The sequence below is a fragment of the Plantactinospora sp. B5E13 genome, assembly GCF_039871775.1.
Classification (GTDB): Bacteria; Actinomycetota; Actinomycetes; order Mycobacteriales; family Micromonosporaceae; genus Plantactinospora.
In genome coordinates this window covers 123,999-147,013 of sequence record NZ_JBDPLT010000015.1, presented here as the reverse complement: position 1 = coordinate 147,013, position 23,015 = coordinate 123,999, and the positions used below count along the sequence as shown (strand labels likewise).

Below are 23,015 nucleotides of genomic sequence, written 5' to 3'. Positions count from 1 at the left end.
CGACTGCACACAACGGGCAGGTCACCGCAGATGCGGCCACACTGGGTGGCTGACGTCCGGGCAACCGGCCGGCACGGTGGCTCCGGCCCGGTCGTACGCCCTTACGCAACCCTTAGGCCCGGGCTGGCACGGTGGCGGGACACAGGGACGGGACGGTGAAGGGGGAGGCAGTGCGGGTGCTGGTCGCCGACGACGAGCGGCTCCTGGCGGACATGGTCGCCCAGGGGCTGCGTCGGCTCGCGATGGCGGTCGACGTCTGCTACGACGGCGACGCCGCGTGGGAGCGGGTCACCGTCAACCGGTACGACGTCGCCGTTCTCGACCGGGACATGCCGGGTCGGACCGGTGACGACGTCTGCCGGGCGATCGCCGGCTCCGACGCCGGGACCCGGGTGCTGATGTTGACCGCGGCGGCCGGGATCCGGGATCGGGTCGAGGGGCTCGGCCTCGGTGCCGACGACTACCTGACCAAGCCGTTCGCCTTCGCCGAACTGGTCGCCCGGGTGCAGGCGCTGGGCCGCCGGTCGGCGCCGGCGGTACCGCCGGTGCTGGAACAGCACGGCATCCGGCTGGACGAGGCCCGGCACGAGGTGACCCGGGACGGCCGGCCGGTGCAGCTCAGCCCGAAGGAGTTCGCCGTACTGCACGTGCTGATGCGGGCCGGCGGCCGGGTGGTCAGCGCGGAGGACCTGCTGGAGCAGGCCTGGGACGAGTTCGCCGACCCGTTCACCAACGTGGTCCGGGTGACCGTGATGACGCTGCGCAAGAAGCTCGGTCCGCCACAGGTGATCCAGACCGTGCCCCGGGCCGGCTACCGGATGGGGGTCTGACGGGTGCGCTGGCTCTCGGCCCCACGGTGGCGGATCGTGCTGCTCTGCACGGCGGCGCTGTTCGTCGGTTACCACCTGCCCCTGTTGATCAAGTGGGCGTTCGGTTGGCTGTGGCCGCTGCGCGGGATCTGCGACGTGGAGGTCACCGGGGTACAGCCGGTCTGCCGCCAGCTGGCGGACAACTTCTACGTCGTGGGGACCGGGCTCATGGTCGGGGTGGTCCTGCTCGTGCTGCTGGTCGCCGCGTTCGCGGCCCGGTGGGCGCTGCGCCCGGTCCGGGTACTCACCGAGTCGATCTCGCACGTCGGCCCGCAGAACCTCGGCTACCGGGTGCGGGCGACCGGCCGGGACGAGCTGGGGCAGCTCTCCGGCGCCATCGACCAGATGATGGAGCGGATCGCCGCCGGGTACGAGGGACAGCGCCGGTTCGCCGCGAACGCCTCGCACGAACTGCGTACCCCGTTGGCGGTGCAGCGTACGTTGATCGAGGTCGGCATGGCACAGCCACTGACCAACGACCAGGTGGAGCTGCTCACCGCCCAGCTGCTCCAGACCAACGAGCGCAACGAGCGGCTGATCGAGGGGCTGCTCGCACTGAGCGAGAGTGACCAGGGCCTGCGGGCCCGCAATCCGGAACGGCTCGACGAGATCGCCGCCGAGGTGATCGCCGCGTACCAGGAACGGGCCCGGGTTGCCGAGGTGACCCTCACCGGCCAGCTGGTGCCCCGGGTGGTCGTCGGGGAGCGGGTGCTGCTGGAGCGGCTGGTGACGAACCTGGTGGAGAACGCCATCAAGTACAACCGGCCGGGCGGGACGGTCCACGTCACGGTCGCCGCGGCGCCGGCGCTGACCGTGGTCAACACCGGTCCGCCGGTGCCGGCCGAGGCGGTGGCCGGACTCTTCGAGCCGTTCCGCCGGCTCAGCGGGGACCGGCTCGCCCACGGTGGCGGTGCCGGGCTCGGGCTCACCATCGCCCGGTCGATCACCCAGGCACACGACGGGGTCATCTCGGCGGTCCCCGCCGGCCCGGAGGGGCTGCGGGTGGAGGTCCGGCTACCGAATCCGACCTGACGGCCGACCCGACGTCGTAGCCGGTACGGACGACGACCGACCGACCGGCCCGATCCCGCACCCGAACTGACTGATCTGGCACACCGCGCGCTCTTCTGGGGAGAATTGTGACTTTGATCCACACTCGTCCTGCGGCCGTTCCGCACGGCGCCGACCGTGGCGGCACCGACGCCACGGCGGCACCGGCGGCCGGGCAGCGCGCCGAGTGGGCGGACGTGGCCAAGGGCGTCTGCATCATCCTGGTGGTGCTCTGGCACGTCGTGGTCAAGCACTACCTGCAGGTCGACTGGCATCTCGGCGTACCGCTGCCGGGGGTCTGGGGCACCTTCGGGGAGCAGCTCCTGCCGTTGCGGATGCCGCTCTTCTTCACCATCTCCGGCGTCTTCGCGGCGAACGCCCTGACCCGGCCGTGGCGGGTCGCCGCCCGCTCCCGGATCGCCGGCTTCCTCTACCTGTACGCGATCTGGCTGCTGATCCACACCACGGTCTTCGCCGCCGCGCCGGGCCTGCCGACCGAGCGGGCGACCTCCCCGCTCGGGCTGCTGGAGCAGTTGACCATCACCCCGTCCAACCTGTGGTACCTGTACGCCCTCGCGCTCTACTTCGCGTTCGCGAAGGCCGTACGCCGGATTCCGTGGCCGGCGGTGCTGGCCGCCGCCGCGCTCCTCTCGATGGTCACCGCCGCCGGACTGCTGGACACCCCAGGCAACCGGGGCGGCTTCTACCAGAACCTGGTCTTCTTCCTCGGCGGCCTCTACCTCAAGCCGTACGTCCAGCGGTGGGCGGCCACCGCGACGGACCGCCGGCTGCGGTGGACCTTCGCCGGGTACGCCGGTGCGGCTGCCGGGATGGCGGTGGCGGGTGCGCAGCGGTGGTTCGGGGTCTGGCTCGTGGTGTCGGTCCTGGCGGTGGCCTTCGGGATCACCGCCGCCGTCCGGGTGACCCGGTGGCCGAGGATCTCCGGGCCGCTGAGCGCGCTCGGCCGGCAGACCCTGCCGATCTATCTCATCCACATGCCGCTGCTGGCCGTGGTGCACCACCTTCTCGTCGGGCCACTTTCCGAGCTCAGCCCGGCAGGTCAGGTCGTGGTGGCGATCGAGTATCCGATCGTGCTGACCGTGGTGCTGCTGGCGGCCTGTCTGGCCGTACACCGAGGGCTGACCGCGGCCCGCGCGGGCTGGCTCTTCGCGCTGCCGCGCCGCCGGAAGGCGACGGCGGAGCGCCGGGCCGGGGCCGGGGCCGGAACCGGGCAGCAGATTGACGACAACAACAGGAACAGGAACGGGGGAGAACGGATGACACCGGAGACCGGTGCGGCGTACACCGCGCCCACCGCCGCCGACGTCGAGGCGGCGACCCGCCGGCTGTCCGGGCAGGTGGTCCGGACCCCGGTGCTGCACTCGCCGGAACTCGACCGGCTGGTCGGGGCCCGGGTGCTGGTGAAGGCGGAGAACCTGCAGGAAGGCGGCTCGTACAAGCTCCGGGGCGCGCTGCTGGCGGTCGGCCGGATCGCGGCGGCCGGCGGACACACCGGGGTGATCGCGCAGAGCACCGGGAACCACGCGGTGGCGGTGGCGATCGCCGCCCGGCGGCACGGGCTCGCCGCCACCGTGGTGCTGCCGGTGGACGCGGCCCCCGGCAAGATCTCCCGGGCCGAGCAGGCCGGCGCCCGGGTGGTCCTGGTCGGCACCACCGTCGACCAGCGGATCGCGGTGGCCCGCCGGATCAGCGACGCGACCGGACACCCGGTGATCGACGCGTACGACCACCCGGACGTCATCGCCGGTCAGGGCAGTGCGAGCCGGGAACTGATCGAGGAGGCCGAACGCCTCGGCACCCCGCTGGACGCGCTGGTCCTGCCGGTCGGCGGGGGTGGCGGCGCGGCCGGCGCCTGCCTGGCCGCCGCCGGTCACCCGATCGAGGTGTACGGCGTCGAGCCGGTCGGCAACGACTCGCTGGCGCAGAGCCTGGCGGCCGGTCGACGGGTGCCTGTCACCCCGGAACCGACCATCGCCGACGGCCTGCGTCCGTCCTGTGTCGGCGAACTGCCCTTCGACATCCTGCGGACCGGGCTCACCGAGGTGGTACGGGTCGACGACGAGGCGATCGGCGAGGCGTTCCGGCTTGTCCTGCGGCACCTGAAGGTGCTGGCCGAGCCGTCCGGGGCGGCCTCGCTCGCCGGTGCGCTGCGGATCGGCGCCAGCGGCGCGCACCGGACCATCGGCATCGTGCTGACCGGCGGCAACGCCGAGCCGGACGTGGTCGCCCGGTTGACCGCCGAGGGGCTGCGCGAGGTCGAGTACGCGGGCGGGAGGGCGGCATGATCCTGCTCTCCGATCCCCGGATCGCGGCCATACCGTCCACCGACGACGGGGACCCGCTGGTCGACCTGCGGACCGTGGCCGGGCTGCGGCTGGACAGCCGGGCGGCCGACCCGGCCGGCGCGTACGCCCGGGTGCGGCGGGCGGTCGCGGACCGGCTGCTGGCCGCCCAGGCGACCCTGCCGGACGGGTTGCGGCTGCTGGTGGTCGAGGGCTACCGGCCGTACGCCGCCCAGCTCGGCATCTTCACCGGCTACCGGGACGAGTTGCGGCGGCTGCACCCGTCCTGGTCGGATGAGCGGCTGCACCGGGAGACCAGCAAGTTCGTCTCGCCGGTCGAGGTGGCGCCGCACAGCACCGGCGGTGCCGTGGATCTGACACTGTGCACCTCGGACGGTGTCGAGCTGGACATGGGTACCGAGATCGACGCGACGCCGGAGGCGAGTGGCAACGCCTGCTTCACCGCCGCCGACACGATCCCGGACCGGGCCCGGCGGAACCGGCAGATCATGGTGGACGTGCTGACCGGGGCCGGTTTGGTGAACTATCCGACCGAGTGGTGGCACTGGTCGTACGGCGACCGCTACTGGGCGTTGGTGACCGGTGCCCCGTCCACCCGGTACGGCCCGCTGCGCGAGGTCACCCCGGCGGCCGGCTGAGTGACGGTTGCCGGGGCAGCGGGCGACGTGCGTGGTTCGGCATGATGGCCGGATGGGCGAATACTCGACGGCAACCGAGGACCTGGGGCTGCGGCGGCGATGGGACCGGATCGCCGGGGGACTGCTCGGGGTGCACGCCGGTGACTCGCTCGGCGCGACCGCCGAGTTCTTGTCCTGGGCCGAGATCCGGGAGCGGTATCCGGACGGCATCCGGGAGATCGTCGGCGGCGGCAAGCTGAACTGGCCGGCCGGGCATGCCACCGACGACACGGACCTGATGCGGGCGGTGGTGCTGGCGTACCTCGACCCGGGCGACGACGTGGTGCGGGCGGCGGCCGACCAGATGGTGAAGTGGTGGGTGGGCGAGTGGCCGGGCCGGGAGCCGGGCAGCCGTCCGCGCGACTTCGGCGGGGCCACCTTCACCGGGCTGCGCCGCTACCAGCAGCTGGAGGATCCGCGGCGGGCCGGCGCCGGGGAGGGGCAGGCCGGCAACGGTTCGCTGATGCGGTGCCTGCCGACCGCGCTGGTGGTGCCCGACCAGGAGCGGCGGATCCGGGAGTCGATGGAGATCTCCGCGATCACCCACGACGACTCGCGGTGCACCATCTCGTGTGCGGCGTACAACGAGATCGCCGCCGCGCTGCTCGGCGACGCCACCCCGGAGGAGGCCGTCGCGGTGGGGCACGAGGTCGCCGTCCGGCTCGGCGGCAACGACGTGGCGGACGCGATCGCGTACGGGCGGCAGTTGAAGCCCGACAAGGCGGTGCTCACCGGGGAGACGTACCTGGCCAACGCGGGCCGGGGTTACGTCCTCGACTCGCTCAGTCTGGGGGTGGCGGCCGTGCTCGATTTCCGGCCACTGCCGGACGTGGTGATCGACATCGCGCACCTCGGCGGCGACACCGACACCAACGCCGCGATCGCCGGCGGGCTGCTCGGCATCCGGGAAGGCGTCTCCGCGATTCCGGAGCGGTGGCGTTCGAAGCTCCAGTTCGCCGACGAGTTCCTGGCGGCGGCGGACACCTTCAGCGGCCGATAGTACCAGCCGACCCGTCCGGCGCCCGGGCCACCCCGCACGGCGGCCCGGGCGCGACGCCAGGGTCAGCGGGCGACGGCGGCCCGGATGCCGAGGGCGACGAGGACCGCGCCGGTGACCCGGCGGCTGGCCCGTACGAAGCCGCGCGAGCGGACCACGCGGCCGGCCCGGACGAGCAGTACGGTCCAGCCGAGCAGCCAGGCGGTGATGAGCAGCACCTGGGCGGTGGCGAGGACGAGGATCTGGGTCACCACCGGTCCCCGGGGGTCGACGAACTGCGGCACCAGGGTGAGGAAGATCGACGCCGCCTTCGGGTTCAGCACGTTGCCGAGCAGCGCCTGCCCGTACGCCGAGCGCCCGGCCCGGCTCGACGGCCGGCGGGTCCGGGCATGCCGGTGCCGCGTACCGGCGGCGCCGCTGTCGTCCCGGGCGGTACGCCAGGTCCAGAGCCCGAGGATGACCAGGTAAGCCGCGCCGGCGAGCCGGACGGCGGTGAACGCCTCACTGGAGTGCATCACCAGGGCGGAGAGTCCGGCGGCGGCGAGTCCGGCGTGGACGTACAGGCCGGTGGCGGTGCCGAGGATGACCGGCAGCCCGCCGGCCGGTCCGTTTGGCAGCACCTGGTTGGTGAGCAGGGTGAGACTGGCGCCGGGGGTGGCGATCAGCGGCAGGATCGCCACCAGGAACCCGGCGATGGCGTGGGCCGGCGGCATCAGGCCACGACGCGGAAGTGGGTGGTGAGCTGGCCCTCGTCGTCGAGAACGTGGTACGCGAGTGCGGGCGGGGCGTCCCGGTCGGCGGCGCTGTCGCCCTCCCAGGGCATCCGGAGGGTCCAGGTGATCGCCGGGCCGACCACCAGGGGACGCCCGGCGAACCAGGTGCTGGCCGCGGTGTGCGCGTGCCCGGTGAGGACCGCGACCACGTTCGGCCGGTCGGCGAGCAGGGCGGCGAACTCGTCGTGGTTGCGCAGCCGGTGCTGGTCGGGCAGCGGGTGGTGCAGGGTCACCGGCGGCTGGTGGAAGGCGATCAGCGTCGGCATCTGCCGGACCTCGTCGAGCGTACGGCCGAGCCAGCTGACCGTCTCGGGGTCGAGCAGGCCCTCGTCCTGGCCGGGGATGGTGGCGTCGCACATCAGGATCGCGGTGTCGCCGACGGTGTGCAGTCGGTTGATCGGCCCGGTGCCGGTGGTGTTGCTGTCGGCGTGGTCGCCCCCGCCGTCGTTTCCGCCGCTCTCGCCGAGCAGCACCTTCCGGTAGGCGGCCCGCTCGTCGTGGTTGCCCGGGCAGGTCAGCACCGGGAACGGGAGGTCGAGCAGCGCGGCGGCCTCCTCGTACTCGGCCGGGGCGCCGTGGTCGGCGATGTCGCCGGTGACCAGGAGCGCGTCGACCGGGCGGGGCAGGGCACGCAGGTGGTCCACCACCCGACGGGCCCGGGTGGAGGCGCGTTCCGTGCCGTCGAGGTGCAGGTCGCTGATCTGGGCCAGGAGCAGCATGTATTCCCCGTTCTAACGCTAAAATGAATGGCAAGCGTTAGGACGCTAACGTAAGCTCTGGCCTGTGCACAAGGACCTGGGACTGGCGCTGGCGAGCACGATCCGGCACGACGGCCACGGCGGGGTCGCCGACGACCTGGCCGAGATCGACGGGCTGACCAGCTGGGTCCACGACCACGCCGACCTGCTCGACCGGGCCACGCCGACAGCCGGCGCGTCGCTCCACGGCAGGTGGGCGGCCGGCTTCACCGCCGACGAGGCGGCCTGGTCGGAGGTGGTCGCGTTGCGCCAGGCGGTCCGGGCCCTCTTTGCGTACGCGGTCCGCCCCGGCCCGCCGAGTCCGGCCGACGCACACCGGCTGCTCCCGCTCGACCAGGCCCTTGACCGACTCAACGCGGCGGCGGCCCGGGCCCCGGTCACCCCCCGGCTCGACTGGCCGAGCGGCGGCGAGCCTCTGGTCGACAACCCCTCCACCGTGACCGACGCGGCCGCCCGGCTGGTCGCCGCCGTCGCCCGGGACACCATGAACCTGCTGTCCGGTCCGCGCCGCCCGGACCTGCGGGCCTGTACCGCACCCCGATGCGTGCGCTACTTCCTCAAGGAGCACGGACGCCAGGAGTTCTGCAAGACGTCCTGCGCCAACCGGGCCCGGGCGGCCCGACACTACGAGCGGCACCGGGCCAACCCGGCGGAGCCGGTCGGCTGACGGGCCGAGCCGTGGGTCAGCGTGCCGGAGTGAGCACCTCGTCGGGCAGGGCCAGTTGCTCCCGGAACGCGCGCTGGCCCGCCGCCGTGACCGCGACCGCCCGTCCGGTGCCGATCCGGCCGATCCAGCCCGCCTCGAAGGCGTGCCGGCAGAGGGCGGCGCCCACCGCGCCACCGAGATGCGGACGACGCTCGGTCCAGTCGAGGCAGGACCGGACCAGGACCCGCCGGGCGCGTTCCGCCTCGATCCCGAGCCCGGCCAGCCAGCTCGTACCCCGGTCGGTCAGGCTCAACCCGCGTTCCCACGCCAGGTAGCCGTACCCGGTCATCGCGTCGGTGATCGCCACCCCGAGCGTTCCGGCGAGGTGGTCGTAGCAGGTTCGGGCGTGCGCGAGCGCCCGGCGCCGGCTGGCAGCGGCCAGCGACCGGACCGGCGCCGCCCCGACCGGTACGGCGGCGGTCAGCGTCTCGATCAGTTCCGCGGTGTCCGGGCCGGCCAGCCGGACGTACCGGTGGCGTCCCTGGCGTTCCTCGACCAGCAGTCCGCCGTCGACGAGCTGGTGCAGGTGACCGGTTGCGGTCGGCGGCGCGACCCCGGCGTGCCGGGCCAGCTCGGTGGCGGTCCAGGCCCGACCGTCCAGCAGCGCCAGGCAGAACGCTGCCCGGGTGCGGTCGGCGAGCAGGCCGGCCAGTGCGGCCAGCCCGGTCGCGCCCTCGGGAACCTGACGGTCGAAGCTGCTCATCGTGGCCATGGTGCCCGCCGGACACTTCGGCCGGCAACAAAACGTCCGGTGGCTACGGTCCCCGGCATGACCCTGGTGACCTGCGAGGATCCGGTACCCGAGCCGTCGGGAACCCACCTGACCATCCGACCCCGGATCTGGTACTTCGGCACCCCCGTGGTGCTGGTGAGCACCGAGAACGCCGACGGCACCGCCAACCTCGCCCCGATCTCCTCGGCCTGGGCACTCGGGTCCGGGGCGCCGACGAGTTTTGTGAGCTGGTCGGGGGTCTGCTCGTCGTGGTCGGCGACGCGGTGAGGGTGACCGCGCCGAGCACTCCGACGACCGCCGCCGCGACCGTGGCCACCACCCGGGCCCGTCGGGACCGCCACCAGGCGCTCCGGGATGCCTGACCGGTGCCCTGCTTCGCAGTTCCCGGTCCGGTGGTGGCCGGGTCGCCGGCTGACGCTCCGGTGCCGGCCGGTGGGGTGGCGACCGCTCCGGTGCCGGCCGGTGGGGTGGCGACCGCGGCGGTTGTCGGGATGGTACGTCCCGGAGTCGATGCCGAGTCGCATGCCCACTCCACTCGCGACCGTCACGGTACGGGAGCCGTACCTGCCGCTGTGGTGGTTGATCGTCCGCCTTCTGTCATCGGTTCTGCGGCGGTCGCAGGTCGCCGTGCCGGCCGGCGAGGACCAGCCGCTCGTACGCCCACCGCCACTCGGCGCACCGGCTCTCGCCGCAGCGTACGCAGACTCCGGTCTCCGGGTCGTTGGCGTGCGTCACGAGGGTTTCCCGGAAGTGTGCCGCCATCTCGTCGGTGACCTCGACCGCCGCGCTGACGCCGCGTCGCGGGGTGTCGGTCATCGCCGGCCGCCCCGCCACCGGTTGTCGACCGCCCGGGCGTTACGGGTCTGCCAGTTACGCAGCGCGTTCTTCACCCGGTCGGCGTCGTCGCGGGCGACCCGGATGTCCCGGCGCAGCAACTCGACCTCGTCGGCCATCCTGGCCAGGAAGGCGTACACCTCGTCCGGGTCGAGTCCGCGTCGCCAGGATCGGCGGCTGAACCGGACCGACCGGATCCGGTTCGGGTCGAGCCTCGGATACAGCGCCCCCACCACCGCACACCTCCTGTTGCTGTCACTGGATCGGCGCCGGGGTGGGCGGGGGCGTCCTCCCGCCACGCCGGCATGGCGGGAGACCGGTGACCACGGCACCCACCCCGGGCCGTGCTCACCAGCCTCGCGGTTTCGCGCGGGCCCAGACAGCGCCGCCGTGACGGACCGTGGTGGTGATGCTGTTGCATTGATCTTCATGAACTGCTAACTGTGTAGAGCCGATTCATCACCACCAGCGACGAGGGGGCGCCGGGTGGCCTTGAAACGAATCCGGTTCGTCCAGCGGCGGAAGGCGCTCGGCTACACCCAGGAGTCTCTGGCCGAGACTCTCGGGGTGGACCGGACCACGATCGTCCGCTGGGAGCGCGGGGACAGTCAGCCGTTGCCGTGGGTACGCAAAACGCTGGCCGCCGCCCTCGACGTCTCGCTGGCCGAACTGGACGAACTGATCTGCGAAATCGTCCCGGCCACCCTGGACAACACCCCACCCGGCGGGGCTACCGTGGCGACAGGTGTCGATGAGGGAGGTGATCCCACGGACCGCCGGACTTTCACGATCGGCGCGGCGCTGACCGCGCTCGGCATCGTCGGGCCGGCCCGGGAGGCGCTCGCCGCCACCGAGGTCCCCCGGTCGATCGGCCTGGAGCAGGTGCAACTCGCCGCCTCCCTGGTCGAACGGCTCCGCGCGGCGGACGCGGTGGTCGGGGCCAACCAGCTCTGCGACGTCGCGATCGGCGTTCACCAGCGGCTGTCGACGCTTGCCGACCATTCCTCGTACGGCCGGGAGGTCGCCGAGGCCCTGCAGACCGCCCTTGCCGACCTGGCGAACGAGATCGGCTGGTTGACGATCGACGCGGACCGCCGGGCCGAGTCCCGGCGCTACCTGCACGAGGCGATCAGCCGGGCCCGAGTGGTCGACGACCCCCGACGAGAGGTCCACGCTCTCGCCTGCCTGGCGTTGTTCACCTGGATGAAGGCGCCGAAGGAGTCGTTGCAGTGCGCCGAGGCCGCCCAGCGGGTCTCGGCCGGCTGGGCCACGCCCCGACTGCGCACCCTGCTGCACCTGCGGTCCGCGCGGGCGTACGCCCAGCAGCGCGACGAGGTCGCCTTCGGCCGGGAGCTGAGCAAGGCGCTTACCCAGTTCGACCGGGGCAGCCACGACGACGACCTGCCCTTCCTCGGTTTTGTCACCGAGCGCGAGGTGGGCTGCCTACAGGGGTTGTCCTATCTGGCCCTCGGGCGTCCCGACCGGGCCACCGCCCTCTTCCAGGGCATCGTCAGTGCCCCGACCACCCCCGGCTACGAGCGGAACACCGTCTACGACCGGGTGCTGCTCGCCGAGGCGACCTGGCGGCAGGGCAACGTGGTCGAGGCGGCCGAGATCGCGCACGCCGCGTTGCCGGACGTTGCCGGGCTCCAGTCCCGGCGTACCGCCGCCCGGCTCGGTCAGGTGCGGACCGGACTGGGTCGGGAGCGTACCCGCAGCCCCAAGGTCCGCGCCTTCGTCGAGGAGTACGACCAGGCCGCCGCCGGCTGACAGGGGCGTGCCAATCTCTTCTCCCGAAGCTCTTCAATACGCCTGCCATGCTGCTCGTTGGTGGTGGGCCTTTCCCAGCAAAGGCCCACCACCGGCAGCGACATCGACGTCGACGGGCGCCGTTGGGTTCTTAGTTGACCTGGACGCAGCTTGCCTCGTTGTCGAACGAGTTGTTGGTGAAGTCGCGGTCCTCGCTCTCCGCCAAAGCCGTGTAGCTGTCTCCGGCGCAGGTGCTCGCGTCGGACCGCAACGAGACGGAGACACTCTTGTTGTTGATCATCGAGCTGGCGCCGTTGTGGACCGGACGGTTGGTGCCTCCCCAGTAGTTGTTCCGAAGATCCGAGTCGTCGCCGTTGAAGACAGCCCGCCCGCCACCGAAGTTGTCATGCTCGAACAGGCAGAATCGGTCTGCCGGGCAGGCCGGGTTGTCGGCTTGTGCGGGGCTGGCGACAGCCAGCACGGCGGTGATACCGAGCAGAACGCTGGAGACGACGGCGGTCATGCGCCTCATGGTGATTTTCCTCCTCTGCGTGCGCCGGCCGCTGGTTCCGTTCTGAGGGACCAGCGGATCTTTTCGGCGATGGGCTTCTTGCTCGCCAGCCTGCCGGCGTATCGGGTAGGTGTCGTTGGCGCCGCCTACACATCTGCTTGACAATGCGTCTACAGCAGAGAGGGCGCCGGGTTGGTGCCCCGGCCGACGTGGACGCCCGGCGTCGGGGCGCCGGTTGACCCGCTTATTCAGCCTTGACTTAATTAAGTCGGGCCTGAAATAATCTGTGGGTGCACGCGTTCGACATCCTCGGCGACCCGGTGCGACGCCGAATCCTGGAGCTGCTCGCCGACGGAGAGCAGACCGCCGGTGCGGTCAGCGAGGTCATCCGGGCAGAGTTCGGCATCTCGCCACCTGCCGTGTCGCAGCACCTGCGAGTGCTGAGGGAGTCGGGTTTTGTCACCGTCCGTCCGGACGGTACGCGGCGCCTCTACGCGGTGGAGGCGGCACCTCTGCAGGAGGTCGACATCTGGCTGGAGCGCTTCCGGGGGTTCTGGAACCAACGTCTGGACGCCCTCGCCACCGAACTCGCCCGTGGCAGACGCCACCGCCGCGAACAGCGCGACGACCGCGGGCCGGACCGTCGCCAGGAGACCTAGCCCGTCTGTGAGGAGAAAACGTGATCGACATCGTCAGCCAGATCAACGCCACCCACCGGGAGATCGGCAACCAGCCGCTGACCACCGGTGAAGGGCGGTCGCTGCGGCTGCGCCGGGTCTACGACGCCGCGATCGAGGACGTCTGGAGCGCCTGCACCGACCCGGAACGGCTCGGCCGATGGCTGGGCCAGGTCGAGGGCGACCTGCGGGTCGGCGGTACGTTCCAGCTCAAGGACAACGCCGGTGGCGAGATCCTGCGCTGCGAGGAACCTCATCTGCTCAAGGTGACCTGGGTTCTCGGCGAGGGCATGCCCACCGAGGTCGAGGTACGCCTGACCTCCGACGACAACGGCCGTACCGTCTTCGAGCTGGAACACGCCTCACCCGCCCAGATCGTCGACGAGCTGGTACGCACCTACGGTCCCGGTGGCACGATCGGCATCGGGTGTGGCTGGGACCTCGCGCTGCTCGGCCTCGATTTCTTCCTGCGCGGCGTGGAGTTCGACCCCGCCGCCTGGGAGGACACGCCCGAGGCAAAGGAATTCGCCGTCCGTAGCTGCCATGCCTGGGGAGCCGCGATCCAGACCGCCTGGGGAACCAGCGACGACAACATCGCCGCGGCCATCGCGTTCGCGGTGCAGCACTACGCCCCCGAGAGCGGCGGCGAAAGCTGACGTACCCGGCGCTTGGTCTTCGCCGAAGGCCCGCTCGCGAACCTGGTTCGGCGTGACCGCCGACGGTTGGCGGGGTGCGCCAGCCTGCACAGGAGAAAGGGGCGCGGGCCCGACCGAGGGGGGAAGCGGCCGGGCCCGCGGGCTCAGTGGTGTCGGTTGGTGTCTGATGGACTCCGGACCTCAGGCGGCCGGGCTCTCCGACCTCAGGCGGAGGGCTTCTCCTCGCCCGCCGCCAGTTCGGGGGCGGTCGGGGCGCCGGAGCTGACGGCGATCCGTCGGGCCTCGCTGCCCGCGTACGCGCCGGTCACCCGGACCTGCAGCACACCCGCGTCGTACGTCGCGCTGACCGCGTCCGCCGTGACGTGGGTCGGCAGGGCGAACGAGCGCTGGAAGGTGCCGTACCGGACCTCGCGCAGGCTGCGGCCGTCCCGCTCCTCGGCGCGTTCGTCGCGGCGCTCGCCCCGGACGACCAGCCGACCACGGTCGACCTCGACCGTCACGTCGTTCTCGACGTCGAGTCCGGGCAGTTCGAGCCGGACCAGGGCGTCGTCGCCGTCCCGGACGACCTCGGCCGCCGGGGTGAAGCCGGTGAGCCGGGCGGTCGGTCGGGTCGCGGCCGCGCCGGAGGCATCCCGGATCAGCGCGTCGAACTCCGCGAACGGGTCCCGTCGGGTCCACAGCGACAGAGTGCTCATGATGCGTCTCCTCAGTTGCCATCCCGCCGGCCTGTCTCGACCGGCATCCATAACAACTTGAGTCGACCCGACTCAATTCCCAGCTGTGACGCCGGTGACGATTCCGGACATCTTGGCTGCTCGGAGCCGGTCCACAGGGGTCACATGGTGAGGACGATCCGCCGCGAGGGCCTCGCCGCCGGCGAGATGACGGAGGTGGGGAAGCCGGGGCCACCCGGACGCGCCGCCTCCGGTCGTCGACGCCGCCGTCGGGCGGTGCAGATGTCGACCCGACGGTCACTTGTAGAGAAAAGGATCGCGACGGTTGCCTCGTCGTAGTCGCCAGAGCAGGCGGCGTACGGCGGACAGAACTGATCTGAACGGGCGCGACGAAACCATTTCCACCCCGCATGCTCGGGTTCGGGGATTGTGGGCCGGTGCTACCGAGTACCGGGATCGTCTCGCCAAGATATCGATGTTCGTCGCCACCGGCAACTATCGTCTTGTTGCCTCTACCTGTCATGGGAGCGCATCCATCTGATCTTGTTCGACCCCTTGACGGTCGTCAGCAAATCGTATTGAGTCAATGTCTGTCCGTACGGGCATTGCACCCGGCGAGGGGAAGGCAGGGGTTGGCGTGTCCGTGTCCCGGTTTGCTGTGCCATGCCCCGGAGGATTTCTCCGGATCAATGGCGACCAGATAGTCGACGACGCCGGCCAGTCGGTTATCTGGCGCGGTATCGGTCTCGCCGGCTGGCTCAACCTCGAGAACTGGATGACCGGATTCCCCGCCTACGAGCAGGGGATGCGGGACGCGGTCCGGGACGTACTCGGCGCCGAGCGGGCCCACTTCTTCCACGACCGGTTCCTGGAACACTTCTTCACCGCCGACGACGCCCGGTTCATCGGCGAACTCGGCTGCACCGTGGTCCGGATCCCGGTCAACTACCGGCACCTGGAGGACGACCAGCGGCCGTTCGAGATCGTCGAGTCCGGCTTCCACCACCTGGACCGGGCCATCGACCTGCTCGCCCGCAACGGCGTACGGACCATCATCGACCTGCACGCCCTGCCCGGCTGGCAGAACCAGGACTGGCACAGCGACAACCCGACCCACGTCGCGCAGTTCTGGCGGCACCCGCACTTCCAGGACCGGGTCGTGCACCTGTGGCGGCAGATCGCCGCCCGCTACCGGGACGAGCCGTGGGTGGCGGCGTACAACCCGGTGAACGAGCCGGCCGACCCGAGCGGCGAGGTGGTCGGGCCGTACTCGCGGCGGCTGGTCGAGGCGATCCGGGACGTCGACCCCCGGCACATCGTGATCCTGGAGGGCAACCGCTACTCCAACGACTTCGACGTGTACGGCGACGAGCCGCTGCCGAACGTCGTCTACTCCCACCACGACTACGCCCCGCCCGGGTACGTCCCGGACGGCCGCTATCCCGGAACCGCCCACCTCACCCACGTCTGGGAGTCCCCGGACGGGGTCTCCTACCAGCACGGCATCCTGCTGCCCGAGGAGTCCCGGGACCAGTACTTCGACGCCGACGTGCTGGAACGGACCTTCCTCAAACGCAGCGAGTACATGCACCGCACCGGCACCCCGGTCTACGTCGGCGAGTTCAACGTGGTCTTCACCGGCGACCCGGAGACCGACCGGATGCGGCTGCACCTGCTCGCCGACCAGTTCGAGATCTACACGAGGCACCGGGCCAACTGGGCGTTCTGGCCGTACAAGGACATCGGGGTTGCGGCGCCGCTCACCGTCGACCCGGACAGCCCGTGGCTGCGCCGGGTCCGGCCGGTGCTGGAGAAGAAGGCCCGGCTCGGCGTCGACCTGTGGGGCGGTCGCCACGACCAGATCCAGGACGTCATGCGGCCGTTGACGGAACTCTTCGCCCGGGAGTTCCCGGACTACCTGCCGTTCCCGTTCGGCAGCGAGTTCCTGATCGGACGGCTGGTGCCGCAGATCCTCTTCGCCGAGGCGCTGCTGCCGGAGTTCGGCGAGCTGTTCCGGGGCATGGACGAGGAGGAGATCGACAACCTGATGACCTCGTTCCGGTTCGACCGGTGCCGGCCCCGCCAGCCCCTGGTCGACCTGCTGCGCCGGGCCTGCGCCCAGCCGACCCGGGCGTGACAGCGATGCCGGCCCCACCAGACGTCACCGCTGCCGGGCCGGGGATCGTGGTCGACGTCGGCGGCACCCGGACCCGGCTCGCGCTGGCCGAGCAGGGGCGGCTGGTCGGCGAGGTGGTCCGGTTCGACACGCCCAGCCGGCGCGACCACCCCGGAGTCGGCCTCGACCAGGTCCGGGCCGACCTGCTCGACCGGATCGCCGCCGAGGCGGAGCGGCTGCACCGGGCCGCCGGGGCGCAGCCGTACCGGGACCTCGGGGTCGGCTTCGGCGCGGTGGTCACCGTCGACGGGATCGTCCGGGACGCGAGCGTGCTCTGGCAGGCGCAGTCGGCAGGCTTCGACGTACCGGCCGGGTTGGCGCGACGACTGCCCTGGGCCCGGGTCACCGTACTCAACGACGTCGCCGCGGCCGCCTGGCACTACCGGCGGCTCGGCCGGTTCGCCCTGGTCACGGTGAGCACCGGAGTCGCGGTCAAGGTCTTCGACAACAGCCTGCCCGACACCGCCAAGGTCCTGGTCGACCCGGCCGGGCTGGGCGGCGAGATCGGCCACGTACCGGTCGAACCGGGCCGGCTCGACGCGATGCCGGGTGGCCCGGTCGGCGCCGCCGGGCTGGGTCGGGCCGCCGCCGCCGGGGACCGGGCCGCCCGGCAGGAACTGGACCGCCTCGACCTGCCGTGGTGCGACTGCGGAGCCGTCGCCGACCTCTGCGCGTACGCCTCCGGCCCGGCGGTACGGCGGGCCGCGATCCGGCGGGCGCGGCGACCGGAGCACGGCTTCGCCGGCTCGGTGCTGCACCGCCTGGTCGGCGGCGAACCGGACCGGGTCACCACCCGGACGCTCGCCGAGGCCGCCCGGCACAACGACCCGTTCACCCTCGACCTGCTGCGCACCGCCACCCGACCCCTCGCCGCCGTACTGCTGCAGGTCTGCGCCCAGCTCGGACTCCGGACCGTGGTGGTGGTCGGCGGCTTCGCGCACGGCGTCGGCGGACCGTGGTTCGCCGCGCTGCGCGGCTGGCTCGCCGAACTCGCGGTCGACGCCGGCTGGTTCCAGGGCTGGACCACGGCCGAGCGCACCGGCCTGCTGCACGTCCCGGACGACGCCGAGTCGGCCACCCTGGCCGGGATGGCCGGCTACCTCGCCCACCGCCGGGACCAGGCCCGGGAGGTGGTCAAGCCGGTCGGCGAGGCACGGCTGCTGCTGCGGGTCGGCCGTCGGCCCCGGTGCGGACGCGAGCAACTGCTGCTCCGCCCCCGGTACGCCGGACTCTGCGGCACCGACCTGCAGATCCTCCGGGGCGACCGGGGTCTGGAACCGGGGGTGCCCGGCCACGAGTGCGTCGCCGAGGTGGTCGAGGTCGGCTCCGACCTACCGGACGGGCCACGCCCCGGCGAACTGGTGACGATCAACCCGAACCATCCGACCGACGACTACCTGAAACTCGGGCACAACATCCCGGGCGTCTTCCGGGACGTGGTTGTCGTCGACCGGGGCACCCTCGCCCAGGGGCAGGTGGTCGGCGGCCTGCCCGACGACTGCGGCCCGGAGTGGGTGCTGGTCGAGCCGCTGGCGGCGGTGCTCCGGGCCCAGCGGTTGATGGCCGGCGAGTGGGCGGGACAGGACGTACTCGTGGTCGGCGGCGGCGTGTTGGCGCTGCTGCACCTCACCCTCGCCCGGCTCTGCGGTGCCCGGACCGTCACGGTGGCGGCCCGGAGCGACCGGCGGCTGCGGGCCGCACTCCGACGCGGCCTGCCGGTCCCGGACGCGGTACTGCCGCTGGACTCCGGTCTGGCCGGCGGAGTCCGTACCGTCACCGCCGGCCGGGGCGCCGCCCTGGCCGTGGTCGCGGTCGCCGGCGACGCCGGACCGGCGGCGGCCGAACTGACCTGGCCGGCCCTGGCCGACCGGTCCGTGCTGCATCTGTTCGGTGGCTTCCCCACCGGCCGACCACTGCCGGTGGGCGGTACGACGGTCGACCCCGGACCGCTGCGGGCCGGCGGCCGGTGCCAGCGGGTCGACAATCCGGCCGGCGGGTCCTGCACCCTGGTCGGCAGCCGAGGCGGCCGCAACGTCGACCTCGTCGCCGCCCGCGAGCTGCTCGTCGCCGCTCCCGGTCGGACCCCGCTCGACCTGACGCCGCTGGCCAGTCACCTCGTTTCGCTGCCGGCGCTGCCGGCCGTGGCGGCGGAACTCCTGACCGCCGGCACGGTGGCCGGGCAGCCGCCGCTGCGGGTGGTGGTCGACCTCCGGCTCGACGGGACCGTGGTCCACTCCATCGGCGGGCCCGACGACGCTCCGGACCCCGGCGGTACGTCGTGACCGGCGACCGGCGGCCCGGGCCGAGCGGCGCCGAACTCTGGACGTACGTCCGCGCGGCGGCCCGGGGCGAACGGCACGGGCCGGCCGGCACCGTCGCGGCGCTCGCCAGCCTGGACGGCGTACCCCGACTCGGCTGGGTGGAGGCGCCGCCCTGGTCACGGGTCGCCCGGGTGCTCGCCGCCCGCAGCGCCGCCGAACCGCTGCGCAGCTGTCGACGTCTGCTGTTCGTCGGCACCGGCGGCTGGGCGTTCGGGCTGCGGGCACTCTGCGCGGCGGTGCCCGACCAGTCCCGGGTACGGGTGCTGGACTCCCCGGACCCGGACGCGCTGCGCCGGGTGCTCGGCGAGCTGGCCGAGCCGGCCGGAACGGCGTGTGTGGTGGTCAGCGCCTCGGGGCGTACCCGGGAGACCCGGCTGCTCGCCGACACGCTGGCGCTGCTCTGGCACCGGACCGGCGGCGCCGCACCGCTGCGACTGTCCGATCACGACGGTGGGCTCTCGCTGGCCGGAGCCCGGGACCAGGTGGCCCTCTACGGCGTACCGCTGTCGGTGCCGGCACTGCTCGCCGCGCGGATGCTGAGCTGGCCCCGGTTCGTCGAGGTGTACCGGGCCTTCGCCGAGGCGCTGCCGGCGATCGGTGAGTGGGCCGGTGAGCAGTCCCGACGACTGCCGCCGCACGGTACGCCCCGGGTGGTGTTCCGGCTGCCGGCGGGAGCCGGTGCCGACCTGCGGCTCTGGACCCTGCAGGCCGCCCGGCAGGGCTGGGGCGGCAAGTCGGAGCGGTTCCGCCCCTGGCCGGACGCGGTGATCCCCGGTACGACGGAGCCGGGCGCCGGCCCACCGACGGCTCCCGGGGAGGTCGTGGTCGACGTCGCCGAGGCGCTGGCCGGGCTGCCCCGGCTCGACGGTGGAGCGGGGGCGGTGGCCGGGGCGATGGCCGCCAGCTACGCGGTCGCCGCCCTGGTCGCCTGCGTGGCGGTACGACACGGGCTGCGTTTCGCCACCCACGACGCCGTCGAGCACTACAAACGACTGCTGCCCGCCGTACCGTCCGCCGCGCACCGTCCGGCCGGCGGTCGACCGGTGACCGGTGTCGGCGAGTTGACCGGCGTACTGGCCGCCTGGCTGGCGACCCGACCGGACCTGACCACCCTGCACGTCGTCGGGTACGGGATACGACTCGGCGATCTGGTGGGCGGCGACCGTGGACTCACCGAACGGCTCGGCCGCCCGGTCGAGGTGCACGAGGGAAGCGCCTGGAACCACCACTCGTACCAGCTCGTCTGGCACACCCGCTCGGTCGGGGTCGCGGTGGTGCTCGCCCCGGACCGGCCGGTCGCCGCCGCCGGGCCGCTGTGCGGCCGTACCCTCGCCGCCCTGCGGTCCATGGTGGACGCACTGGCCGGCGCCACGTACCTCTCGCTCGCCCCGCGCTGCCTGCTGCTGCGCTGGTGTCCGGCCCCGCCGGGCGGGCCGATCCAGGGCGGACCGGTGAGGGGCGCACCGGTCGAGGGCGGGCCGGTGACGGGCGGGCCGGTGCGCGGTGGCTCGATGGCGGGCGGGTTGGTGGACAGCGGAGGGAGTGACGACCGGTGACCTTCCGGATCGGGATCGTGGGAGCCGGATTCCTGACCCAGCGGTCGCTGCTGCCGGCGATCGCCACCGCGGACGACCTCTGCCTGGCGGCGGTGCTGGACACCGACCCGGTGGCGCTGGGCGCGGTGGCGGCCCGATCCCCGGGGACCTGGTGCGGGGCCGACACCCGCTCCTTCCTCCGTGCCCCGCTCGACGCGGTGCACATCGCCACCCCGAACCGGCGGCACGCCGAGTTCGCCTGCCAGGCGCTGGCCCGGGGACTTCCGACGCTGGTCGAGAAGCCGTTGGCGGACACCGTCGACGCCGGGCAGTGGATCTTCCGGGCCGCGACGGCGTCCGGTGCGCCGGCGATGGTCGGCTACATGTCCCGGTACAACGCCTACAACCGGGCGGTGGTCGCCCTGCTCCGGTCCGGCGAACTCGGTGCGGTCCGGTCGATGACCGCCACCCACCTGGGCCACCGGGACGGCGACTGGCGCAACCGCCGGGCCGACAGCGGTCTCGGCTGCCTCGCCGACCTGGCCATCTATCCGCTGCTGACCGCGTCCGACGTCTTCGGCTCGGGCCCGACCGCCTGCCGGGCCACCGGCTATCCGAGCGGGGATCCGGACCGCACCGACATCCACGTCGAGGCGACCGTCTGGTACGGCGACGAACGGCAGTTGCAGTTGGAGGCCTCGTTCACCGAGGCGCCCGGCGTCGGCGTCTCGCGGTACACCGTCATCTGCGAGCGCGGACTGGTCGTCGTCCGCGACTCGTGGGCGATGGGCCCCGGCGGCTCCGTCCTGGTCTGCGACGAACGCGGCCGACGGTGGCTCTGGCCGGAGCCGGTGGATCCGTACCTGGCCCAGTACCGGGCGCTGGCCGCCTGCGTGGTCGGCGAACCGGTACCCACCGAGGTCAGCATCGCGCGCGGGCTGCGGGACCTGCGGGTGCTGCACGCACTTGACCGGAGTGTCGCCAACGGCGGAGTGCGGTTGGCGTTGAGCGGAGGGCATAACACATGAAGCTGGTCCTGCACAGCTACACCTTCCGCCGGTACCCCCTGCGACACGTCTTCGCGGTGGCCCGGCGGTTCGGCTGGGACGGCATCGAACTGGTCCACTTCCACTTCGACCCGGCCCGGGTGGAGGACGAGGTCGCCGCCGCGGTCGCGCTCGGCCGCCGGTACGGGGTCGGGGTGCACTGCGTCGGCTACACCGGGGACTTCGTCTCCGACGACCCGCAGAGCCGGGCCGCCTCGCTGGCCCTGGCCGAACGGACCGTCACCGCCGCCGCCCGCAACGACGTCGAGCTGGTCAACGGCTGGTCCGGCACCCTGGAACGGCATCCGGACGACTGGCGGCGCAACGGCAGCGCGGTCGCCGAGGAGCGGCACTACGCCCGGGCCGCCGAGGGCTACCGCCGGCTCGGTGACCACGCCGCCCGGCTCGGCGTACGGGTCGGGGTCGAGGTTTATCCCGGCTCGGTGCACGACACGGTCGCGAACACCGCCCGGCTGCTGGCCATGGTGGACCATCCGGCCGTGGTCGCCACCGCCGACCCCGGCAACGCGTACGTCGTCAGCGAGCCGGACCGGGACCCGGCGGTGCTCGACCAGCTCGCCGGCCGGCTCGGCTACTTCCACCTGAAGAACCTGCACCCGGACGGCGGCCGGGCCGACTTCAACGTCGACACCGCCGAGGGGGTGCTGGACAACTACGCCTGGATCACCCGGGCCGCCGCACTCGGCGTGCCGGCGATCTGTGTCGAGTACTGCGGCGACGGCGACCCGCACCCGCCGATCTCCCGGGCCGTCGGCTACGTCCGCGACTGTCTGGCGCTCCGCGACGACCTGGAACGGCGCCACGCGGCAGCCGAGGCACTACCGGTGCCGCAGCCGCAACCGGTGGCGGAGCCGGTGCCGGTGCCGGTGCCGGTGCCGGTCGGGGCGGCCGGGTCGGGCACCGGCCGGTGACCGGGCGTCCGATCCGCTGGGGCATCCTCGGCACCGGCTGGATGGCGGGACGGTTCGTCGAGGACCTGGCCACCCTGCCGGACGCCGAGGTGGTGGCGGTCGGGTCGCGGACCCCGGCCGGCGCCGACCGGTTCGCCACCCGGTACGCCGTCCCGTACGCCCACGAGAGCTGGGCGAACCTGGTCGCCGACGACCGGGTCGACGTCGTGTACGTCGCCACCCCGCACGCGACCCACCACGACGCGGTCCGGCTGGCGCTGGACGCCGGACGGGCGGTGCTCTGCGAGAAGCCGTTCACGCTCAACGCGGGGCAGGCCGTCGACCTGGTGAGCCGGGCCCGGGCCGACAACCTGTTCCTGATGGAGGCGATGTGGCTGCGCTGCGTACCGGCGATCCGCCGGCTGGTGGAGCTGGTCGGGGACGGGGCGATCGGCGTACCCCGGATGGTGCAGGCGGACTTCGGACTGGTCGGGCCGGTCGACCCGGCCCATCGGCTGCGTGACCCGGCGCTGGGCGGCGGCGCCCTGCTCGACCTCGGCGTCTATCCGGTCACCCTGGCCCACCTGCTGTTCGGCGAACCGACGTCGATCGGCACGCTCGGCACCCTGACCCCGTACGGCGTCGACGAGAGCACCGGAATGCTGCTCGGCTATCCGGACGGCGCCCTGGCCAGCCTGAACTGCTCGATCGTCGCCGACACCCCGTGGACGGCGGCGGTCTGCGGCAGCGCCGGACGGATCGAACTGGGTCGGGGCTTCTTTCGGCCGTCGACGTTCACGGTGCACCGCGACGGTGTCGTGGCACAGACCGTCGAGGTGCCGTACGCCGGGGAGGGCTTTGTCCACGAGGCGGTGGAGGTGATGCGCTGCCTGCGCGCGGGCCTGACCGAGAGTCCGCTGGTCACGCTCGCCGACACGGTGGCGGTGTTACGGATCCTGGACGCGGTCCGGTCCCGGATCGGGGTCCGGTATCCGGCCGACGACCGGTGGCAGGACGAGCAGCCGTGGCCGGGCTGAC

At 72.8% G+C, this 23,015-nt stretch carries 23 protein-coding genes; 16 read left to right on the top strand and 7 right to left on the bottom strand.

Going from position 1 to position 23,015, the window contains the following annotated elements:
* Nucleotides 1-170: 170 nt before the first annotated feature.
* From ABGB05_RS16495 to ABGB05_RS16475, 5 genes are all read left to right on the top strand, one after another.
* Nucleotides 171-830 (top strand): response regulator transcription factor, encoded by a 660-nt coding sequence (locus ABGB05_RS16495; protein WP_347654303.1) that lies wholly within the window; start codon nucleotides 171-173, stop codon nucleotides 828-830.
* A gap of 3 nt (nucleotides 831-833) precedes the next feature.
* Nucleotides 834-1,901: a HAMP domain-containing sensor histidine kinase gene (locus ABGB05_RS16490; RefSeq protein WP_347654278.1), complete on the top strand. Its 1,068-nt coding sequence runs from the start codon at nucleotides 834-836 to the stop codon at nucleotides 1,899-1,901.
* Nucleotides 1,902-2,014: 113 nt separating this feature from the next.
* On the top strand, nucleotides 2,015-4,225 hold the full coding sequence (locus ABGB05_RS16485; RefSeq protein ID WP_347654277.1) for a pyridoxal-phosphate dependent enzyme: 2,211 nt from the start codon (nucleotides 2,015-2,017) through the stop codon (nucleotides 4,223-4,225).
* Nucleotides 4,222-4,881 carry a M15 family metallopeptidase gene (locus tag ABGB05_RS16480; protein WP_347654276.1) on the top strand — a complete coding sequence of 220 codons (660 nt, stop codon included), beginning with the start codon at nucleotides 4,222-4,224 and terminating at the stop codon, nucleotides 4,879-4,881. The genes ABGB05_RS16485 and ABGB05_RS16480 overlap by 4 nt, the downstream gene beginning before the upstream one ends.
* Before the next feature lie 52 nt (nucleotides 4,882-4,933).
* Complete coding sequence (locus ABGB05_RS16475) at nucleotides 4,934-5,920, top strand: ADP-ribosylglycohydrolase family protein (RefSeq protein WP_347654275.1); 987 nt, start codon at nucleotides 4,934-4,936, stop codon at nucleotides 5,918-5,920.
* Nucleotides 5,921-5,982: 62 nt separating this feature from the next.
* Here ABGB05_RS16475 and ABGB05_RS16470 read toward each other — a convergent pair whose 3' ends face one another.
* Both ABGB05_RS16470 and ABGB05_RS16465 read right to left on the bottom strand, forming a co-directional pair.
* Complete coding sequence (locus tag ABGB05_RS16470) at nucleotides 5,983-6,630, bottom strand: LysE family translocator (protein ID WP_347654274.1); 648 nt, start codon at nucleotides 6,628-6,630, stop codon at nucleotides 5,983-5,985.
* Nucleotides 6,630-7,409, bottom strand: coding sequence for a metallophosphoesterase (locus ABGB05_RS16465; RefSeq protein ID WP_347654273.1), 780 nt, complete (start codon nucleotides 7,407-7,409; stop codon nucleotides 6,630-6,632). Before ABGB05_RS16465 ends, ABGB05_RS16470 begins: the two co-directional genes overlap by 1 nt.
* Nucleotides 7,410-7,473: 64 nt before the next feature.
* On the opposite strand from ABGB05_RS16465, the gene ABGB05_RS16460 reads away from it, so the two are divergent.
* The gene (locus tag ABGB05_RS16460; protein WP_347654272.1) at nucleotides 7,474-8,115 is read left to right on the top strand and encodes an ABATE domain-containing protein; all 642 of its coding nucleotides are present in this window, start codon (nucleotides 7,474-7,476) and stop codon (nucleotides 8,113-8,115) included.
* 16 nt (nucleotides 8,116-8,131) lie between these two features.
* Here ABGB05_RS16460 and ABGB05_RS16455 read toward each other — a convergent pair whose 3' ends face one another.
* Entirely contained in the window at nucleotides 8,132-8,857 is a 726-nt protein-coding gene (locus ABGB05_RS16455) for a helix-turn-helix domain-containing protein (protein WP_347654271.1), read from the bottom strand.
* Nucleotides 8,858-8,923: 66 nt separating this feature from the next.
* Between ABGB05_RS16455 and ABGB05_RS16450 the strand changes: the two genes are divergently transcribed.
* Nucleotides 8,924-9,154: a hypothetical protein gene (locus ABGB05_RS16450; protein WP_347654305.1), complete on the top strand. Its 231-nt coding sequence runs from the start codon at nucleotides 8,924-8,926 to the stop codon at nucleotides 9,152-9,154.
* A gap of 330 nt (nucleotides 9,155-9,484) precedes the next feature.
* Here the strand turns inward: ABGB05_RS16450 and ABGB05_RS16445 are convergent, their stop codons facing one another.
* Entirely contained in the window at nucleotides 9,485-9,703 is a 219-nt protein-coding gene (locus ABGB05_RS16445) for a hypothetical protein (protein ID WP_347654270.1), read from the bottom strand.
* Entirely contained in the window at nucleotides 9,700-9,957 is a 258-nt protein-coding gene (locus ABGB05_RS16440; RefSeq protein ID WP_347654269.1) for a DivIVA domain-containing protein, read from the bottom strand. Before ABGB05_RS16440 ends, ABGB05_RS16445 begins: the two co-directional genes overlap by 4 nt.
* 250 nt (nucleotides 9,958-10,207) lie before the next feature.
* Between ABGB05_RS16440 and ABGB05_RS16435 the strand changes: the two genes are divergently transcribed.
* Entirely contained in the window at nucleotides 10,208-11,491 is a 1,284-nt protein-coding gene (locus ABGB05_RS16435) for a helix-turn-helix transcriptional regulator (protein WP_347654268.1), read from the top strand.
* Nucleotides 11,492-11,621: 130 nt separating this feature from the next.
* Here the strand turns inward: ABGB05_RS16435 and ABGB05_RS16430 are convergent, their stop codons facing one another.
* Nucleotides 11,622-11,993, bottom strand: coding sequence for a peptidase inhibitor family I36 protein (locus ABGB05_RS16430; RefSeq protein ID WP_347654267.1), 372 nt, complete (start codon nucleotides 11,991-11,993; stop codon nucleotides 11,622-11,624).
* 278 nt (nucleotides 11,994-12,271) lie between these two features.
* On the opposite strand from ABGB05_RS16430, the gene ABGB05_RS16425 reads away from it, so the two are divergent.
* Together ABGB05_RS16425 and ABGB05_RS16420 are read left to right on the top strand one after the other, a co-directional pair.
* Nucleotides 12,272-12,640: a metalloregulator ArsR/SmtB family transcription factor gene (locus ABGB05_RS16425; RefSeq protein WP_347654266.1), complete on the top strand. Its 369-nt coding sequence runs from the start codon at nucleotides 12,272-12,274 to the stop codon at nucleotides 12,638-12,640.
* Nucleotides 12,641-12,660: 20 nt separating this feature from the next.
* Nucleotides 12,661-13,314 (top strand): SRPBCC family protein, encoded by a 654-nt coding sequence (locus tag ABGB05_RS16420; RefSeq protein WP_347654265.1) that lies wholly within the window; start codon nucleotides 12,661-12,663, stop codon nucleotides 13,312-13,314.
* Between the two features lie 203 nt (nucleotides 13,315-13,517).
* Here the strand turns inward: ABGB05_RS16420 and ABGB05_RS16415 are convergent, their stop codons facing one another.
* Nucleotides 13,518-14,009, bottom strand: coding sequence for an Hsp20/alpha crystallin family protein (locus ABGB05_RS16415; protein ID WP_347654264.1), 492 nt, complete (start codon nucleotides 14,007-14,009; stop codon nucleotides 13,518-13,520).
* 754 nt (nucleotides 14,010-14,763) lie between these two features.
* Between ABGB05_RS16415 and ABGB05_RS16410 the strand changes: the two genes are divergently transcribed.
* The 6 genes from ABGB05_RS16410 to ABGB05_RS16385 are packed head-to-tail and all read left to right on the top strand — an operon-like array spanning nucleotide 14,764 to nucleotide 23,014.
* On the top strand, nucleotides 14,764-16,125 hold the full coding sequence (locus ABGB05_RS16410) for a cellulase family glycosylhydrolase (RefSeq protein WP_347654263.1): 1,362 nt from the start codon (nucleotides 14,764-14,766) through the stop codon (nucleotides 16,123-16,125).
* A gap of 5 nt (nucleotides 16,126-16,130) precedes the next feature.
* Nucleotides 16,131-18,446, top strand: a complete 2,316-nt coding sequence (locus ABGB05_RS16405) for an ROK family protein (protein WP_347654262.1) — start codon at nucleotides 16,131-16,133, stop codon at nucleotides 18,444-18,446.
* Nucleotides 18,443-20,041, top strand: a complete 1,599-nt coding sequence (locus tag ABGB05_RS16400; protein ID WP_347654261.1) for a hypothetical protein — start codon at nucleotides 18,443-18,445, stop codon at nucleotides 20,039-20,041. Before ABGB05_RS16405 ends, ABGB05_RS16400 begins: the two co-directional genes overlap by 4 nt.
* Nucleotides 20,038-21,048 (top strand): Gfo/Idh/MocA family oxidoreductase, encoded by a 1,011-nt coding sequence (locus ABGB05_RS16395; protein WP_347654260.1) that lies wholly within the window; start codon nucleotides 20,038-20,040, stop codon nucleotides 21,046-21,048. Before ABGB05_RS16400 ends, ABGB05_RS16395 begins: the two co-directional genes overlap by 4 nt.
* On the top strand, nucleotides 21,045-21,998 hold the full coding sequence (locus tag ABGB05_RS16390) for a sugar phosphate isomerase/epimerase family protein (RefSeq protein WP_347654259.1): 954 nt from the start codon (nucleotides 21,045-21,047) through the stop codon (nucleotides 21,996-21,998). Before ABGB05_RS16395 ends, ABGB05_RS16390 begins: the two co-directional genes overlap by 4 nt.
* Nucleotides 21,995-23,014 carry a Gfo/Idh/MocA family oxidoreductase gene (locus ABGB05_RS16385; protein WP_347654258.1) on the top strand — a complete coding sequence of 340 codons (1,020 nt, stop codon included), beginning with the start codon at nucleotides 21,995-21,997 and terminating at the stop codon, nucleotides 23,012-23,014. The genes ABGB05_RS16390 and ABGB05_RS16385 overlap by 4 nt, the downstream gene beginning before the upstream one ends.
* Nucleotide 23,015 lies beyond the last annotated feature (1 nt).

What these genes read in the sequence shown, in the direction of transcription:
- ABGB05_RS16405 (WP_347654262.1), top strand. Translation starts at nt 16,131, where the DNA reads ATGCCGGCCCCACCAGACGTCACCGCTGCCGGGCCGGGGATCGTGGTC.
- ABGB05_RS16390 (WP_347654259.1), top strand. Translation starts at nt 21,045, where the DNA reads ATGAAGCTGGTCCTGCACAGCTACACCTTCCGCCGGTACCCCCTGCGA.
- ABGB05_RS16415 (WP_347654264.1), bottom strand. Translation starts at nt 14,009, where the DNA reads ATGAGCACTCTGTCGCTGTGGACCCGACGGGACCCGTTCGCGGAGTTC.
- ABGB05_RS16470 (WP_347654274.1), bottom strand. Translation starts at nt 6,630, where the DNA reads ATGCCGCCGGCCCACGCCATCGCCGGGTTCCTGGTGGCGATCCTGCCG.
- ABGB05_RS16475 (WP_347654275.1), top strand. Translation starts at nt 4,934, where the DNA reads ATGGGCGAATACTCGACGGCAACCGAGGACCTGGGGCTGCGGCGGCGA.
- ABGB05_RS16480 (WP_347654276.1), top strand. Translation starts at nt 4,222, where the DNA reads ATGATCCTGCTCTCCGATCCCCGGATCGCGGCCATACCGTCCACCGAC.
- ABGB05_RS16465 (WP_347654273.1), bottom strand. Translation starts at nt 7,409, where the DNA reads ATGCTGCTCCTGGCCCAGATCAGCGACCTGCACCTCGACGGCACGGAA.
- ABGB05_RS16410 (WP_347654263.1), top strand. Translation starts at nt 14,764, where the DNA reads ATGACCGGATTCCCCGCCTACGAGCAGGGGATGCGGGACGCGGTCCGG.
- ABGB05_RS16445 (WP_347654270.1), bottom strand. Translation starts at nt 9,703, where the DNA reads ATGACCGACACCCCGCGACGCGGCGTCAGCGCGGCGGTCGAGGTCACC.
- ABGB05_RS16450 (WP_347654305.1), top strand. Translation starts at nt 8,924, where the DNA reads ATGACCCTGGTGACCTGCGAGGATCCGGTACCCGAGCCGTCGGGAACC.
- ABGB05_RS16455 (WP_347654271.1), bottom strand. Translation starts at nt 8,857, where the DNA reads ATGAGCAGCTTCGACCGTCAGGTTCCCGAGGGCGCGACCGGGCTGGCC.
- ABGB05_RS16430 (WP_347654267.1), bottom strand. Translation starts at nt 11,993, where the DNA reads ATGACCGCCGTCGTCTCCAGCGTTCTGCTCGGTATCACCGCCGTGCTG.